The organism is Mesorhizobium sp. M8A.F.Ca.ET.208.01.1.1 (assembly GCF_004791315.1).
In the GTDB taxonomy this organism is placed as follows: Bacteria; Pseudomonadota; Alphaproteobacteria; order Rhizobiales; family Rhizobiaceae; genus Mesorhizobium.
The window spans coordinates 326,717-341,651 of sequence record NZ_SRUT01000006.1 but is presented as its reverse complement, the minus strand read 5'-3'; the positions used below and the strand labels follow the sequence as shown (position 1 = coordinate 341,651).

At 64.6% G+C, this 14,935-nt stretch carries 14 protein-coding genes and 1 pseudogene; 12 read left to right on the top strand and 3 right to left on the bottom strand.

Annotated features, from left to right (window positions below):
- On the bottom strand, positions 1 to 387 hold the full coding sequence (locus EN851_RS25700; RefSeq protein WP_135917552.1) for a 5-carboxymethyl-2-hydroxymuconate Delta-isomerase: 387 nt from the start codon (positions 385 to 387) through the stop codon (positions 1 to 3).
- A 215-nt stretch (positions 388 to 602) separates the two neighbouring features.
- Here EN851_RS25700 and hpaR point away from each other — a divergent pair, with 215 nt between their 5' ends.
- Positions 603 to 998 (top strand): homoprotocatechuate degradation operon regulator HpaR, encoded by a 396-nt coding sequence (hpaR, locus tag EN851_RS25695; RefSeq protein ID WP_245520809.1) that lies wholly within the window; start codon positions 603 to 605, stop codon positions 996 to 998.
- A 320-nt stretch (positions 999 to 1,318) separates the two neighbouring features.
- Here hpaR and EN851_RS25690 read toward each other — a convergent pair whose 3' ends face one another.
- On the bottom strand, positions 1,319 to 1,828 hold the full coding sequence (locus EN851_RS25690) for a flavin reductase (protein ID WP_135930250.1): 510 nt from the start codon (positions 1,826 to 1,828) through the stop codon (positions 1,319 to 1,321).
- 5 nt (positions 1,829 to 1,833) lie between these two features.
- Positions 1,834 to 3,378: a 4-hydroxyphenylacetate 3-hydroxylase N-terminal domain-containing protein gene (locus EN851_RS25685; RefSeq protein WP_135930249.1), complete on the bottom strand. Its 1,545-nt coding sequence runs from the start codon at positions 3,376 to 3,378 to the stop codon at positions 1,834 to 1,836.
- Positions 3,379 to 3,471: 93 nt separating this feature from the next.
- On the opposite strand from EN851_RS25685, the gene EN851_RS25680 reads away from it, so the two are divergent.
- The 11 genes and pseudogenes from EN851_RS25680 (at position 3,472) to EN851_RS25625 (ending at position 14,925) form a co-directional block, all read left to right on the top strand.
- A complete protein-coding gene (locus tag EN851_RS25680) occupies positions 3,472 to 4,341 on the top strand; it encodes a helix-turn-helix domain-containing protein (RefSeq protein WP_135930248.1) in 870 nt (289 codons plus the stop codon).
- Positions 4,342 to 4,488: 147 nt separating this feature from the next.
- Positions 4,489 to 4,971, top strand: coding sequence for a hypothetical protein (locus EN851_RS25675; RefSeq protein ID WP_135930247.1), 483 nt, complete (start codon positions 4,489 to 4,491; stop codon positions 4,969 to 4,971).
- Between the two features lie 197 nt (positions 4,972 to 5,168).
- Positions 5,169 to 6,263, top strand: a complete 1,095-nt coding sequence (locus EN851_RS25670; protein ID WP_135930246.1) for a transporter substrate-binding protein — start codon at positions 5,169 to 5,171, stop codon at positions 6,261 to 6,263.
- Positions 6,260 to 6,877 carry an ANTAR domain-containing protein gene (locus tag EN851_RS25665; protein ID WP_135930245.1) on the top strand — a complete coding sequence of 206 codons (618 nt, stop codon included), beginning with the start codon at positions 6,260 to 6,262 and terminating at the stop codon, positions 6,875 to 6,877. Before EN851_RS25670 ends, EN851_RS25665 begins: the two co-directional genes overlap by 4 nt.
- Entirely contained in the window at positions 6,855 to 7,760 is a 906-nt protein-coding gene (locus EN851_RS25660) for an ABC transporter permease (protein WP_135921852.1), read from the top strand. Before EN851_RS25665 ends, EN851_RS25660 begins: the two co-directional genes overlap by 23 nt.
- Before the next feature lie 13 nt (positions 7,761 to 7,773).
- Positions 7,774 to 8,694 (top strand): ABC transporter permease, encoded by a 921-nt coding sequence (locus EN851_RS25655; protein ID WP_127278048.1) that lies wholly within the window; start codon positions 7,774 to 7,776, stop codon positions 8,692 to 8,694.
- A 46-nt stretch (positions 8,695 to 8,740) separates the two neighbouring features.
- On the top strand, positions 8,741 to 10,384 hold the full coding sequence (locus tag EN851_RS25650) for an ABC transporter substrate-binding protein (RefSeq protein WP_135930244.1): 1,644 nt from the start codon (positions 8,741 to 8,743) through the stop codon (positions 10,382 to 10,384).
- Entirely contained in the window at positions 10,374 to 11,318 is a 945-nt protein-coding gene (locus EN851_RS25645) for an acetamidase/formamidase family protein (protein ID WP_127278046.1), read from the top strand. Before EN851_RS25650 ends, EN851_RS25645 begins: the two co-directional genes overlap by 11 nt.
- Positions 11,319 to 11,526: 208 nt before the next feature.
- A complete protein-coding gene (locus tag EN851_RS37355; protein WP_135930243.1) occupies positions 11,527 to 13,458 on the top strand; it encodes an ABC transporter ATP-binding protein in 1,932 nt (643 codons plus the stop codon).
- Between the two features lie 26 nt (positions 13,459 to 13,484).
- Positions 13,485 to 13,763: pseudogene (locus EN851_RS25630) on the top strand (branched-chain amino acid ABC transporter permease); the annotation flags it as partial.
- Positions 13,764 to 14,085: 322 nt separating this feature from the next.
- Positions 14,086 to 14,925, top strand: a complete 840-nt coding sequence (locus EN851_RS25625) for a hypothetical protein (RefSeq protein WP_127278045.1) — start codon at positions 14,086 to 14,088, stop codon at positions 14,923 to 14,925.
- Positions 14,926 to 14,935 lie beyond the last annotated feature (10 nt).

Genomic DNA, 14,935 nt, shown 5'->3' with positions numbered 1-14,935 from the left:
TCACTTGCCGCGCAGCCGCGGGTGGATTGCATTCTTCTTCCAGCTCAACACCGGGTCGATTTCCCTGATCTCCAGCGACAAGGCGAAATGCGGGGTCTCGAACAGCGTTGCCAGGTATTGGCTTACCGCGGTGAACACGGCCTCGCCGGTGCGTTTCTTGTCCTCGGCGCTGCGGCCGCTACCGATGCGAAACGACATATCGAGAAAGGCGTTTTCCGGCAGGCGATCGGCAATGGCGTAGGCGTCGGCGCGAAAAGCCCGCACCCGCACGGCGCCGGTCTCGAACAGCCCGGTGTCGAGCACCGTGCGCAACACCAGCGCGCACAATTCACTCATGTCGACCTTGGCATCGAGATTGGCCGAATACTCGATGGAGAAGTGCGGCACCGCGTTTCGTTCCCTGGATTCTTGCATTTTGTAGTTAACGCGTTAATTACATGATATACCCCCAAAGTCAAGTCTTGCATCGGGCTGGAGGCGACGATACGGGATGGAAAGGTCGGGGTTTGACGTTGGTCCATGTGGGGTCAAGACTCGCCGACCACCGCATTTATTGGGGGCGCTGCTTCTTGCTGCCGGAAAACACTCGTCGCTCCTTACCGATGGCATTGCTTCACGCCCGCGAAGTCGTGATGGCGCGGTTTCGCCCCATGCTTGCCGCGCATGACGTGACCGAGCAGCAATGGCGCGTTCTGCGCGTGCTGAGCGAGGCCGGCCCGGTCGAGGCGACCGAGCTTGCCGAGCGCGCCTCGGTGCTGCCGCCCAGCCTGACCCGCATCATCAAGGCGCTCGAGGGCCGGAAATTCATCACCCGCAACAAGGCGGAAGGCGACGGGCGCCGCGTCGTGTTGACCATCGCGCCGGCTGGCTCGGCCCTGATCGATGCGCTCTCGCCCGAGCGCCGTATCATCTACGACGACATCGAAAAGCGCTTCGGCCATGAGCGGCTGGAGCAGTTGCTCGACCTGCTGGAGACCCTGATCGACGGCGAGAGCTGAGGCTTTTCGGTTCGTCGCGGCGGCTCGCATGATCGCGCCAGGACAGCAACACGCCTTTGCGATTAGCCGCGACATCCATCGTGTCGTCATCCTAGGGCGAAGCAGGAGCGAAGCTCCGTCGCGCAGACCCTAGGATCCATGCCGGGACTCCTGAGCGCCCCCACGGTGCAGATTCTGCACCGCTGCACTCGTCGTCTAATGTCACGGAATGGATCCCAGGGTCTCCGCGACGCCGCTTCGCGGCTGCTCCGCCCAGGGATGACGAGGTTGAGAGGGCGGCGGCCGATCTCCAATGCCTGTACCGCGCTCCCAAGGCCTGTTCACCCGCCAAAACTCCCCAGCCGCGTCGGCTGCGTGTAGTTGCGGTCGACATAGAGCAGCGCCGAGCCGCCGCTGCCGTGCCTGACGTCGGTGACGCGGCCGATCATGACATTGTGCGTGCCGACGAGGTGCACCGTCTCGATCTCGCAGTCGAAATTGACGATCGCGTCCGACAGCGCCGGCGTGCCCGACGTCAGCGTCTGCCAGCGCGCCGACGAGTAGCGGGCTTCCATGTCCCTGGTCGCGCCGGCAAACTTTCCTGCCAGATGCATGTGGTCATGCGTCAGCACGTTGACGCAGAAGCGCCGGTTGGCGAGGAACATGGCGGCCTGCGTCGACCGTCCGTTCATGCACACAAGCAGCGTCGGCGGCTCGTCGGAGACGGTGCACATGGCCGTGGCGGTGAAGCCGCCGCGTCCGGCCGGCCCGTCGGTGGTGATGATGTTGACCGGCGCGCAGACCCTTGCCATGGCGTCGCGGAAATCGGCTTTCGAAATCTGCGCGGCCATAGGCTTCATCCCGCCGTTGGAGTGAGTGGCGGCAACCAGGTGTCGCCCGTCCAGCCATGCTCGTCATAGTCGGCCATGCAGGTGTCGACGAGTTCCTCCATCGCCTTCAGCCGGCCGCCGCGCTCGGCGCCTTTCAGAACCTGCAGGCGCACCTCTTCCGGGGCGCCGGCATAGTTGAGCTCGTAGAGCGCGTGGCGGCCGCCGAACTCGGTGCCGGTCGCGTCCCACAACAGCTTCATGATCTTGATGCGCTCGATGTGGCCCATGTCGTTGGAGCCGCGCACATATTGCGCCAGATATTTGTCGATCTCGGGATTGTTGAAATCGCGCACCGACGACGGCAAATAGATCAGGCCGGACGCGATCACACGGCGCACCGTGTCGATGACACGCGGATAGGCCTCCGACATGAAGGTGCGGTAGGCGAGCGCGGCATCGAGATTGGGCAGCACCGCGCCGTTCGCCCATGGGATCGGGTTGTGGGCCATGGCATTGGAGAAACTCCAGAACATGTGCCTGAGCGCAATGACCTCGCCAAGCGCTGCCTGGTTGCCGCGAAACGCGTCGCCGCCGGTGGCGCGCAGCGCCTTGGCCAGCAGGCCGGCGAGGAAGTCGAGCTTGACGGCAAAACGCGTGCAGCCCTGGAAGCAGTAACCATGCATGAAGCCGGATGCCGGGTGGAACGACAGGATCTTCTGCGCATCGCGCAGCACCAGCACGTCCTCCCAGGGGATGAAGACATTGTCGAGCACCAGGATGGCGTCGTTCTCGTCGAAGCGCGACGAAAGCGGATAATCGAAGGGCGCGCCGACCGTGTTGGCCGTCTGCTCATAGGAGACGCGGCAGAACATCTTTATCCCCGGCGCGTTCATCGGCACGATGAACATCACCGACAGCGACGGATCCTCCGTCACCGTCGCCGAGCCCTGCGCCAGGAAATTGTAGTGCGTCAGCGCCGAGGACGTCGCCACCACCTTGGCGCCGGAAACAAAAATGCCGGCATCCGTCTCCCTGGTGATGTGGACGAAGACGTCCTTCACCTGTTCGGCCGGTTTGTGGCGGTCGATCGGCGGGTTGACGATTGCGTGGTTCATGAACAGCACGGCTTCCTGGGCGCGTTTGTGCCAGGCCAGCGCATTGTCCTTGAACGGTCCGTACCAGTCGGCATTGGCGCCAAGCGTGTTCATCAGCGCCGCCTTGTAGTCGGGCGTGCGCCCCATCCAGCCATAGGACATCCGCGACCACTCGGCGATCGCCGTCTGCTGGGCAGCGAGTTCGCCGGAAGATCTGGCGACGCGGAAATATTTGTGGGTGTAGCCGCCCGAGCCGGTGTCGGTCGCAGAGGTCAGCGTCTCTCGCCGCTTGCCGTCATGCAGCGCATCGTAGAGCCGCGCCAGCGACCGTGCCGAATTGCGCATCGCCGGATGGGTGGTGACATCGGAGACGCGTTCGCCATTGATATAGACCTCGCGCCCGTCGCGCAGGCTCTCCAGATATTCCGCCCCGGTGAACGGGCGCGCTTTGTCCGCGCGAAAATCTTCCGACCGCATGATGCTCCTCCACTTTGTACCGCAACCCTAGCGCCTCCGCTGGCGATCGGGTATGGACGGAACGGCAAAACCGATTGGACTTTTTCCGGCGCCATGAGCCAGAATTCCATCCCCGATTTCTTCGTTTATGGCGAGCCGGTGCGGCCGCTCGATGTTGGCTTCCTGCATGTCGAGACGGTGCTTGCCCGCAGCAACATTCACCTTGGCCAGGTTGCCGCGCACAAGCACCCGCAGATGGGCCAGATCACCTACTGGACCGGCGGTTCCGGCACCTACCGCATCGAGGATCGCTCCTGGGACTTTTCGGCGCCGGCCGTCAGCTTCGTGCCAAGCACCATCGTGCATGGTTTTTCGATCGGGCCAGGTACCGACGCCATCGTCGTCTCGGTCGCCGACGATGCGCTCGCCACGCTTGCTGGCCACAGCCTGCTGCCGCTCGACCGGCCGGTCTTCACCGACGCCCTGTCCCAGCACGCCGCATGGCAAAGGCTGGCAACGGTGCTGGACATGATCGCCGCCGAATACGCCGAGGCGCAGGGCGGCAGCGACAAGGTGCTGCCGGCGCTGATCGCTGTCGCGCTCTCCCATATAGCGAGGCTCGCTCCTGAGGCGACGGATGCCCGGGGCTCTTCCGACACGTCACTGGCGCGGGGGCTGCGGAGGCTCGTCGATGCGCATTTCCGCGACAACTGGCCGGTCGACCGCTACGTCGAGGCCCTCGCCACGACGCCGCATTTGCTCGACAAGGCCGCCCATGCGGTGCTGGGCAGCGGCGTCAAGCGGGTGGTCGGCGAGCGCCGGTTGCTGGAAGCCAAGCGGCTGCTGCTGTTCACCGTGCGCACGGTCGAGGACATCGCCTACGAAATCGGCTTCGACGATCCGGCCTATTTCTCCCGCTTCTTCCGCGAGCGTACCGGCGAGGCGCCGGCCGCGTGGCGGCGGAGGCAATTGCGGGGCCAGTGATCCTTACGCTGATTGATTGTGCCTGAAGCCAGCATTCTTCCCCGATGCGGCCACGGCCACCTTTTCGTGAAGGTGCGCGGGTTGATCCGGCGGCCTGCATGCCTAGGTAGGGAGAGCGGCCGGGCGCACGCGATCTCAACATTCGGTATGACATTTTCCTGTATTCGAAAGCTTGCCCTTTCTGGTCTCATCGTCGTCGTCCAGTCTTCCTGCGTCGTTCCCGACGACACGTCGCGCATCGCCAAGGTTGATCCCACGGCGGCGGCGGCTCGCAAGGAGATGATAGGCCTCAGCGAAGCCGACGTTCGTATGTGCGCGGGGTTTCCAACCGCCACCGCGGATGCCGGCGGATCCGGCCAGATCTGGACCTATAAGCGCGTCGTTCAGCGCGGCAATCTCAGCATCGTCGTCCCGACCCTGTCGGTGGGGCCGGTCCCGGCGCTCGGTGGCTCCCTCAATGTCGCTCCCGGCGGCTATTGCGACACGCAGGTCCGCATGGTCGGCGGCCGCGTCGCCGAAGTTGCCTACGCCGGCGACAACAATCTGCCAAACAGGCGCGACGCGCTTTGTGTCAGCACCGTGGATGCTTGCGTGTCCTATGCCCGCCAACACAGGCCGGCGGCCAAATAGCGGCAGCGGATTTCGCGGAAAACGGCGATGGCCGGCCTTCGCTGTTTGACGCGGATGGCGTTGAGGGCTTGACTGACCCGCCGGACCGAATACGCTAAGGCCAAATACCGGCTCTGATCGCCGGGCGGCAAACATGCCTCGTATGCCTCGCCTTTTCCGGCGCTGGCTGCGGGGCATTGTCATTTCTGGGGTCCTGTTTGAAACGGCGCATCGAAATCGGCATCCTCTATTCCCGCTCGGGCAGTTATCAGCTCGTTTCCGACGCGTGTCGCATGGGCGCCATGCGCGCCATCGCCGACATCAACGCCGACAGGAGTTCAGGCATCGAGCTGGTGCCGGTCGAGCGCGATCCGCAAAGCAATGCCGATCGCTACGCGACGCTGTGCGAGGATATTTTCAAAACCAGCAACGCCCGCCATGTCGTCGGCTGCGTCACCTCCTGGAGCCGCAAGGAAACGATTCCGGTGCTTGAGAAGGCCGGCGGCATGCTCTGGTATGCTTGCCCCTATGAGGGTTTCGAGGCCAACGAGCATGTCGTCTACATGCACGCCTGCCCCAACCAGCACCTGGTGCCGCTGCTGGCTCATGTCGTGCCGCGCTTCGGCGCCAACGGTTTTCTGCTCGGCTCGAACTACATCTGGGGCTGGGAGATGAACCGCGTCGCGCGCGACCTGATCGCGGACGCCGGCGGCAAGGTCTTGGGCGAGCGCTATCTGCGCATCGGCGAGACCGACGTGTCGCGGCTGATCGCCGAAATCCGGGCGACGCGGCCGAACTTCGTCCTCAACAATCTGATCGGCACCTCGTCCTATGCCTTCCTGGCGGCCTATCGTGACCTGGGCGTTGAGGATCCCGCCTTCAGTTCGCAAAACTGCCCGGTCATCTCCTGCAACCTCACCGAGGGTGAGCTGCCGGCGATCGGCGAGACCGGCAAGGGCCATCTGTCGGTCGGGCCCTATTTCGCGCCAAGGCCGGCCGCCTTCGCCTCCTCCTTCGAAGCCTCCGCCTATGCCTCGGTGCAGGTGATGGCCGACGTGCTGTCGCGCGATCCCGACGCCGGCCCGGCGGAATTTTCCAAGGCCTTCGCCGAACGGCGCTTTTCCACCCGCCTCGGCCCGATCGCCATCGACGCCCATTCCCAGCACGCGACGCTGCCTGTCATCATCGGCCGGATCGCGGATGGCTTCTTCGAAGTCGTCAGCCGCGAGGACGAGGTCGCGCCGGACCCGTATCTGTCGCGCTACGACCCCGCAAAGACATTCGGCCGGCCACGCCTCAGGGTGGTGTCGTGACCCGAACCCCGCGCATCCCCAATCTCGGCGGCGCCAGGGCCTTTGTCCTGCATCGCCCGCACCCGACGGTGCAGGCGATCACCAGGCAATTGTCGGCCATCGGGCTTGTCACCGTGGACTGCTGGCCGGAACTGGCGCCGGAGGCGCTTGCCGCCGACTTCGTCTTCTTCGACGCCGATCTCGGCTTCGACGAGCAATTCCCCTGGAAGCCGGGCGAGGCGCCGATGCCGATGGTGGCGCTGATCGGGTCCGAAGCGCCCGGCCGCATCGAATGGGCGCTGTCGCACAAGGCAGATGCCCAGCTCCTGAAGCCGGTCGGCAATGCCGGCGTCTACAGTGCATTGCTGATCGCGCGGCAGAGTTTCGAGGCGAGAAAACATTTAGCCGGCGAGATCGCCGCGCTGCGCCAGCGTGTCGCCGAGCGCCAGACCATCGTGCGGGCTGTCTCGGCTTTGTCGAAAGGCGGCGACGACGACCGCGCCTATGCGCAGCTGCGCTCGCTGGCGATGAGCTGGCAGATCAGCGTCGAGGACGCCGCGCGCCGTATCGTGGCGATGACGGACGAGGCCAAGACCGAAGAGGAAGGCGGCGATGACCAGTCCCATCGCGCCTGATCTCACGGCCGGGCGCATGCCGGCCAAGCCGCGCGCCGGCGTCTGGCGCCGGCTGATCAAGCGCCGCCTGGCGCTGCTCGGCTTGGTCATCGTCGCCATCGTCGTCGCCGGCGCGATCCTGGCGCCGTGGCTGACCGGCTACGATCCCAACGAGCAGATGTTCGACGGCCTGACCATCGAGGGCTCGCCGCTGCCGCCGACCGCGAAATTCTGGCTGGGCACCGACCTGCTCGGGCGCGATCTTCTGACCCGCATCCTCTACGGCGCGCGCACCTCGCTGATCATCGGCATCGTCGCCAATGGCGTGGCGCTGCTCATAGGCACGCTTGTCGGCGTCAGCGCGGGCTATTTCCGCGGCTGGGTCGGCAGCGCGCTGATGCGTTTCACCGATCTGATGATGGCCTTCCCGGCGCTGCTGCTGGCCATCTGCCTGGCGGCGGTGTTCCAGCCCAGCCTCTGGATCGTCGCCATGGTCATCGCCCTGGTCAACTGGGTGCAGACCGCGCGCGTCATCTACACCGAAACCTCGTCGCTCGCCGAACGCGAGTTCATCGACGCCGAGCGCACCATCGGCGCGAGCGCGCCGCGCATCCTGTTTCGCCACATACTGCCGCATCTCCTGCCCACCATCATCGTCTGGGGCACGCTCGGCATCTCGACCACGGTGCTGCTGGAGGCGACGCTTTCCTTCCTCGGTATCGGCGTGCAGCCGCCGACGGCATCGTGGGGCAACATCATCTTCGAGAACCAGACCTATTTCCAGGCCGCGCCCTGGCTGGTGTTCTTTCCCGGCGCCGCGATCCTGGCGCTGGCGCTGGCTTTCAACCTGATCGGCGACGCGCTGCGCGACATTCTCGACCCGACGCAGAGAGGGCGGGAATAATGGGGGGCAGGTCATGATCGCCTATCTCGGCCGCCGCCTGATCCAGTCGCTGCTCATCCTGCTCGGCGTCTCGCTGATCACCTTCGCGCTGCTCTATCTCCTGCCCGCCGACCCGGTGCGCCAGATCGCCGGCCGCAGCGCCACGCCGCAGACGGTGGAGAACATCCGCCAGCAGCTCGGCCTCGACCAGCCCTTCGTCGTCCAGTATTGGCACTATCTGGTGAAGCTCGTCGGCGGCGATCTCGGCCGTTCCTACATCCAGCGCTCCGAAGTCACCGAGCTGATCGTCTCGCGGCTGCCGGCCAGCCTGCTTCTGATGGTCGGCGCCATCCTGTGCGAATTGCTGATCGGCCTCTCGATGGGCCTGATCGCCGCCGTCAAGCGCGGCACCGCCACCGACCAGACCTTGATGGTCGCCTCCTTCGTCGGCGTCTCGGCGCCGCAATTCGTCGTCGGCCTTTTGCTGCTCTACGTCTTTGCGGTCAGGCTGAGCTGGTTTCCGATCGGTGGCTACGGCACCTGGCGCCATCTCGTGCTGCCCTCGCTCACCATGGGCATTCTCGGCGCCGGCTGGTATGCGCGTATGATGCGCTCGTCGATGATCGACGTGCTGCGCCAGGATTACGTGCGCACCGCGCGTGCGAAAGGGCTGGCGCGCGGCGCCATCATTTTCCGCCACGCGCTGCCCAACGCCATCCTGCCGGTCATCGCCATGATCGGCATCGACATCGGCATCTTCATGGGCGGCATCGTCGTCGTTGAAAGCGTGTTCGGCTGGCCCGGCATCGGCCAGCTCGCCTGGCAAGCCATCCAGCGTGTCGACATCCCGATCATCATGGGCGTCACGCTGGTTTCGGCCTTCGCCATCGTGCTCGGCAACCTCTTGGCCGACATCATCGCGCCGTTCATCGACCCCCGTATCAAACTGAGATGAGCGCCCGGATGAAACCAGAAAACAAACAGAGAAAGGGAACACGACAATGAAGAAGTTTCTCGCATCGACCGTCGCCGCATCGGCCTTGGCGCTGATGCTCGGCATGACCAGCGCCCGCGCCGAGGACACGATTGACCCGAACGCCAGGCAGGGCGGCGAAATCATCGCCACATACAAGGACGATGTCACGACGCTCGATCCGGCGATCGGCTATGACTGGCAGAACTGGTCGATGATCAAGAGCCTGTTCGACGGACTTATGGATTACGAGCCCGGCACCACCAACCTCAAGCCCGACCTCGCCGAGAGCTACGAGATTTCGCCCGACGGCAAGACCTTCACCTTCAAGCTGCGCCACGGCGTGAAATTCCACAATGGCCGCGAGATGACGGCCGACGACGTCAAATATTCGCTCGACCGCGTCACCAACCCGAAGACGCAGAGCCCCGGCGCCGGCTTCTTCGGCTCGATCAAGGGTTATGACGATGTCGCCGCGGGCAAGGCCGAGGGCCTCTCCGGCGTCACCGTCGTCGACCCCTACACGGTCAAGTTCGAGCTGACCCGCCCCGATGCCACCTTCCTGCATGTCATGGCCATCAACTTCTCGCATGTCGTGCCGAAGGAAGAGGTGGAAAAATATGGCGCCGATTTCGGCAAGCATCCGGTCGGCACCGGGGCGTTCAAACTCGCCGAGTGGACGCTCGGCCAGCGCATCGTCTTCGAGCGCAATCCGGACTATTGGCACAAAGGCCTGCCGCATCTCGACAAGATCACCTTCGAGGTTGGCCAGGAGCCGATCGTGGCTTTGCTGCGCCTGCAGAAAGGTGAGATCGACCTGCCGCTCGACGGCATTCCTCCGGCAAAATTCCAGGAGGTGATGGCCGATCCCGAGCAGAAGGCGCGCGTCGTCGAGGGCGGCCAGCTGCACACCGGCTATGTCACCATGAACACCACCATGGCGCCGTTCGACAATGTGAAGGTGCGCCAAGCCGTCAACATGGCGCTCAACAAGGCGCGCATCATCCAGATCATCAACGGCCGTGCCGTGCCGGCCAACCAGCCGCTGCCGCCATCGATGCCGGGCTACGACAAGGCCTACAAGGGTTATCCCTACGACGTCGCCAAGGCCAAGGCGCTGCTTGCCGAGGCCGGCCATCCCGATGGTTTCGAGACGCAATTGTTCGCCATGAACACCGACCCCAACCCACGCATCGCCCAGGCGATCCAGCAGGACCTTGCGGCAATCGGCATCAAGGCCAGCATCCAGTCGCTGGCGCAGGCCAACGTCATCGCCGCCGGCGGCGACAAGGCCGGCGCGCCGATGATCTGGTCGGGCGGCATGGGCTGGATCGCCGACTTCCCCGATCCATCCAACTTCTACGGCCCGATCCTCGGCTGCGCCGGTGCCGTACCGGGCGGCTGGAACTGGTCGTGGTATTGCAACAAGGAACTCGACGCCAAGGCGGCCGAGGCCGACTCGATTGTCGACCCTGCGAAGGCCGGGGAGCGAAGCAAGATGTGGAGCGACATCTACGCCAAGATCATGGCGGACGCGCCCTGGGCGCCGGTCTTCAACGAGCAGCGATTCACCATGAAATCGGCCCGGATGGGAGGCGCCGACAACCTCTATGTCGACCCGGTCCACGTTCCGATCAACTACGACAATGTGTACGTAAAAGATGTGCAATAACTGCGACTACACCATCCACGGGCGCCACCACCATTTCGGCTGGGACAATTCGTTTGTCCCGGCGCAGCGCGTGGCGCCCGGCTCCACCATCGAGTTCCAGTGCCTCGATGCCGGCGGTGGCCAGCTGAGGCCCGATAGCACCGCCGCCGACATTGCCAAGCTCGACTTCGCGGGGATCAATCCGGTTACCGGACCGATCTTCGTCGAGGGTGCCGAGCCCGGCGATGCGCTGAAGGTGACGATCGAGATGTTCAAACCGTCCGGCTTCGGCTGGACGGCGAACATTCCGGGTTTCGGCCTGCTCGCCGACGACTTCAAGGAGCCGGCGCTGAACATCTGGAAATACGATGCGGCTTCACTGGAGCCGGCATTGTTCGGCAAGAACGCCCGCGTGCCGTTGAAGCCCTTTGCCGGCACCATCGGCAATGCGCTGGCCGAGATGGGCCATCACTCGGTGGTGCCGCCACGCCGTGTCGGCGGCAATCTCGACATTCGCGACCTTGCCGCCGGCACCACGCTCTATCTGCCGGTAGAGGTGGCGGGCGCGCTGTTCTCGGTCGGCGACACCCATGCCGCGCAAGGCGACGGCGAGGTCTGCGGCACCGCGATCGAAAGCCCGATGGACGTCGTGCTCAAGCTCGATTTGGTGAAAGATGCGCGGCTGAAGACGCCACGCTTCACCACATCTGGCCCGGTGACGCGCCATCTCGACGCCAAGGGCTATGAGGTGACGACCGGCATAGGCCCCGACCTGATGACGGGCGCGAAGGAAGCGGTCGCGCAGATGGTCGATTTGTTGGCGGGCCGCTACAAAATAGATCCCGTCGAGGCCTACATGCTGGCCTCGGTCTGCGGCGATCTCCGCATCAGCGAAATCGTCGACATGCCCAACTGGGTGGTGTCGTTCTATTTTCCGCGTTGCGTGTTTGAATGAGGGGTCGGCGCCGCACCCCCCTCTGCCCTGCCGGGCATCTCCCCCTCAAGGAGGGAGATTGGCTGTCATTCATGCCGGCTTCCCCCATTGCAGCGTTGGAAATTGGCGAAGCCCTGCGTGCCGTTCAATCTCCCCCCTCGAGGGGGAGATGTCCGGCAGGACAGAGGGGGGCGTGCCGCGCTAAACCTCTCGGAAGCCTGCGCCTGCAATGACCACCACCAACCCCATCCTCACCATCGCCAACCTCTCCGTCTCCGTGCGCGGCGAGGAGGGCTCCCGCGAGGTCGTCTCCAACCTCTCCCTGACGCTCGAGCGTGGCGAAACACTCTGCATCGCCGGCGAGTCCGGCTCCGGCAAGTCCATGACCGCGCTTGCCATCATGCAGCTGCTGCCGCAGCCCGCCGCGCGCATCTCCGCCGGCACCATCCGTTTGGCCGACACCGAGCTGACCACGCTTGACGAACGCCGCATGCGCCGTATCCGCGGCGACCGTATCGCCATGATCTTCCAGGAGCCGATGACATCGCTCAATCCGGTGCTGTCGATCGGTCGCCAGCTCACCGAATCCATCGAGGCGCACACCAGCCTGACGCCTGCGCAGGCCCGCCAGCGTGCCATCGAGGCGCTGAAGGCGGTGCGCATTTCGGAAGCCGAAAGCCGGCTAAAACAGTTTCCGCATGAGCTCTCCGGCGGCATGCGCCAGCGGGTGATGATCGCCATGGCGCTGGCGCTGGAACCCGACGTGCTGATCGCCGACGAGCCGACGACGGCGCTCGACGTCACCGTGCAGGGCGAGGTGCTGGAGCTGCTGCGCGACCTGCAGCAAAAGCATGGCACCAGCGTCATCCTGATCACCCACGACATGGGCGTCGTCGCCGAGATGGCCGACCGCGTCATCATCATGCGGCATGGAAGCATGGTCGAGGAAGGCAAGACATCTGACATTTTCGCTCACCCGCAAGCCGATTATACGCGCGAGCTGCTCGCCGCCGTGCCGCGTATCGGCAAGCGACGGGATCCGGACTCGGCACCGGCTCCCTCACCCAGCCTCCGCTCCGCTCGGCTGACCTCTCCCCCAGGGGAGAGGAGTTCTTCGACGTTCGCGCCAGTCTCCTTTGCCCAACGGAAAGAGGAGGAACTGGACGTGGCGTCAACCTCCTCTTCTCCCCCACGGGGAGAAGGTGGCCCGCAGGGCCGGATGAGGGGGCCTTCCGCCGAGCACTCAACCCCCGTCGCCATGGTCAAAGACCTCCACGTCCGCTTCGACCTGCGCGGCGGCGTCTTCGGTCGGGTCACCCGCCGCGTCCATGCCGTCGAGGGCGTCAGCTTCTCGATCGCGCCCAACGAGACGCTGGCGCTGGTCGGCGAATCCGGCTGCGGCAAGTCGACCACCGCCAAGGCGCTGGCCGGGCTGGTGCCGTATAGCGGCGATATTGTCGTCGGCGGCCGCAACCTGTCCGGCCTCGGCCGCGACGAGCGCAAGGCGGTGCGCCGCGACGTGCAGATGATCTTTCAGGATCCGTTTGCTTCGCTCGACCCGCGCATGCGCGTCGGCGACCTCGTCGCCGAGCCGCTGGTCATCCACGGCATCGCCTCGAAGGACGAGCGCCGCGAGCGGGTGGCGGCCTTGTTCGACCGTGTCGGCCTTTCATCAAACCAGATGGAGCTCTACCCGCACGAGTTCTCCGGCGGCCAGCGCCAGCGTGTCTGCATCGCCCGTGCGCTGGCGCTCAGGCCAAAACTGATCATCGCCGATGAAAGCGTCTCCGCGCTCGACGTCTCGGTGCAGGCGCGCGTGCTCGACCTGTTGAAGGAACTGCAGCGCGAATTCGGTGTCGCCTATCTCTTCATCTCGCACGACATGGCCGTGGTCGAGAACATCTCCGACCGTGTCGCCGTCATGTATCTCGGCCAGATCGTCGAGATGGGCTCGCGCGACCAGGTTTTTTCAAACCCGCGCCACCCCTACACCAAAAGGCTGATCGAAGCCGTGCCGGTGCCCGATCCCGCGCGGCGCAGAAACCGTTTCGCCCGCCTCGATCAGGAAATCCCCAGCGCGACGCGCCGGATCGGCGAGGCGCCGCTGAAACTGGCGCTGAGCGACGTCGGCGACGGCCATCTCGTCGCCGCCGAGGGCTGAGGGACGGCCGCCGCTGGCCGGGCTCCCTCAAGGCGATCGTCTTCCAGTTCGCCACCCTCACCGACGTCACCTGGCAGATGTCGGGCGAGGTGATCCTGATGACGCTTCTCGGCGGCATCGGCACCATGGTCGGCCCGATCATCGGCGCCAGCCTCGTCGTCGGCCTGGAAAACACGCTGGCCACGTCAGGCTTCCCGGTGACCATCGCGACGGGGCTGATCTTCATGGGGTGCGTGCTCATTTTCCGACGCGACATCGTCGGCGAACTTTACGCGCGGCTTCTCAAACGGCCGGGCAGGGGCTGATCAGGTCCAGATCGACTAACCGCGATTGAGCGGGCTGCCGCAAGGGGCGCTTTGCCCAGAGTGGGAACGTCTTGATCGGCGAGGCAAGCGAGAAGGCAGCGTCAAGTTCGAGCCGGAGATGAAGAAGAACGGAGCCATCGCCGCATAGGCGTCCGCCTCCGTGGGTATGGACGGATCCAATCATGCGCAATATGGATGTGGTATTCGCATTTTCACCGCGTCGCTGAGGCAGGAGACGTTTGTTGAATGACGCAGCGCAGGGCGGGTTGGCCTTCTGGTCCAATGCCGCTCGCATATGCGTCGATATCAGGGGATCTGGTCAATGACCGACAACAAGCCAGACGTTACCAAGGATTGGCAAGCGACGCAGGGCCAGAAGTCCTCCGCCACGCGTCTTCGCCTTTTCGCCGCACTGTCGTGGATCGTCGCCATTGGCGGCGAGATCTACGGGATTATTCTGCTTCGCCAGAACAGGTTCGACCAGGGACACCTGCCGCTGATCATCGGCCTTCTGGTCGGCATTGCGATTTTCGCAATCGCCGGCAATTTGCTGTGGAAGGCGGCCAACAGGCACGATCCGGCCCGTGCATCCGACACAGCCAGGTTCTTCTTCCAAAACCAACTCGGCGCAATCATCACGCTGATAGCCTTCCTCCCGCTGGTTTTCCTGATCCTCACCGACAAAAACATGGATCCGCAGACCAAGAAGGTTGCCGGCGGCCTCGGCGCTGCGCTGGCCGTGCTCGCGACTGTCATGGGGATCAGTTTCAAACCCCCGTCGGTCGAACAATACACCCAGGATATGAACGCCTGCGCAGCCCAGATCAAGTCGGGGCAGCCCACCACCGCCTGTTCGCCCGACGTCGCCGCCCAGGCGCAGGCGATAGCCACCGACTCCGCCGCGGTGGCTGCGGCGACGAAGGACGCGGCAAATCCCGCAGGTCAGGATGTCGTCTACTGGATCGCGCCCGAAAACGGAGCCGCGAAGTCCACGGAGCCGCATGTTTTCCATCTCTGCGCGGGCGTCAGCCCACTGAAGGACAAGACCGTGAATAGTGGCTCGGTGACGGAGGCCTACGCACAGAACGCCGTCCGCATCACGAAACAGATCGAGATGGAACAGAAGCAGTGCGGGTTTACCGCCACAACCAGCACCAACTGAGCACGCCTGC

Bases quoted from the DNA above. Each gene is read 5' to 3' on its own strand.
- hpaR (WP_245520809.1), top strand. From the start codon at position 603: ATGGCATTGCTTCACGCCCGCGAAGTCGTGATGGCGCGGTTTCGCCCC.
- EN851_RS25690 (WP_135930250.1), bottom strand. From the start codon at position 1,828: ATGGCCGCGCAGATTTCGAAAGCCGATTTCCGCGACGCCATGGCAAGG.
- EN851_RS25685 (WP_135930249.1), bottom strand. From the start codon at position 3,378: ATGCGGTCGGAAGATTTTCGCGCGGACAAAGCGCGCCCGTTCACCGGG.
- EN851_RS25680 (WP_135930248.1), top strand. From the start codon at position 3,472: ATGAGCCAGAATTCCATCCCCGATTTCTTCGTTTATGGCGAGCCGGTG.
- EN851_RS25675 (WP_135930247.1), top strand. From the start codon at position 4,489: ATGACATTTTCCTGTATTCGAAAGCTTGCCCTTTCTGGTCTCATCGTC.
- EN851_RS25660 (WP_135921852.1), top strand. From the start codon at position 6,855: ATGACCAGTCCCATCGCGCCTGATCTCACGGCCGGGCGCATGCCGGCC.
- EN851_RS25655 (WP_127278048.1), top strand. From the start codon at position 7,774: ATGATCGCCTATCTCGGCCGCCGCCTGATCCAGTCGCTGCTCATCCTG.
- EN851_RS25650 (WP_135930244.1), top strand. From the start codon at position 8,741: ATGAAGAAGTTTCTCGCATCGACCGTCGCCGCATCGGCCTTGGCGCTG.
- EN851_RS25645 (WP_127278046.1), top strand. From the start codon at position 10,374: ATGTGCAATAACTGCGACTACACCATCCACGGGCGCCACCACCATTTC.
- EN851_RS37355 (WP_135930243.1), top strand. From the start codon at position 11,527: ATGACCACCACCAACCCCATCCTCACCATCGCCAACCTCTCCGTCTCC.
- EN851_RS25625 (WP_127278045.1), top strand. From the start codon at position 14,086: ATGACCGACAACAAGCCAGACGTTACCAAGGATTGGCAAGCGACGCAG.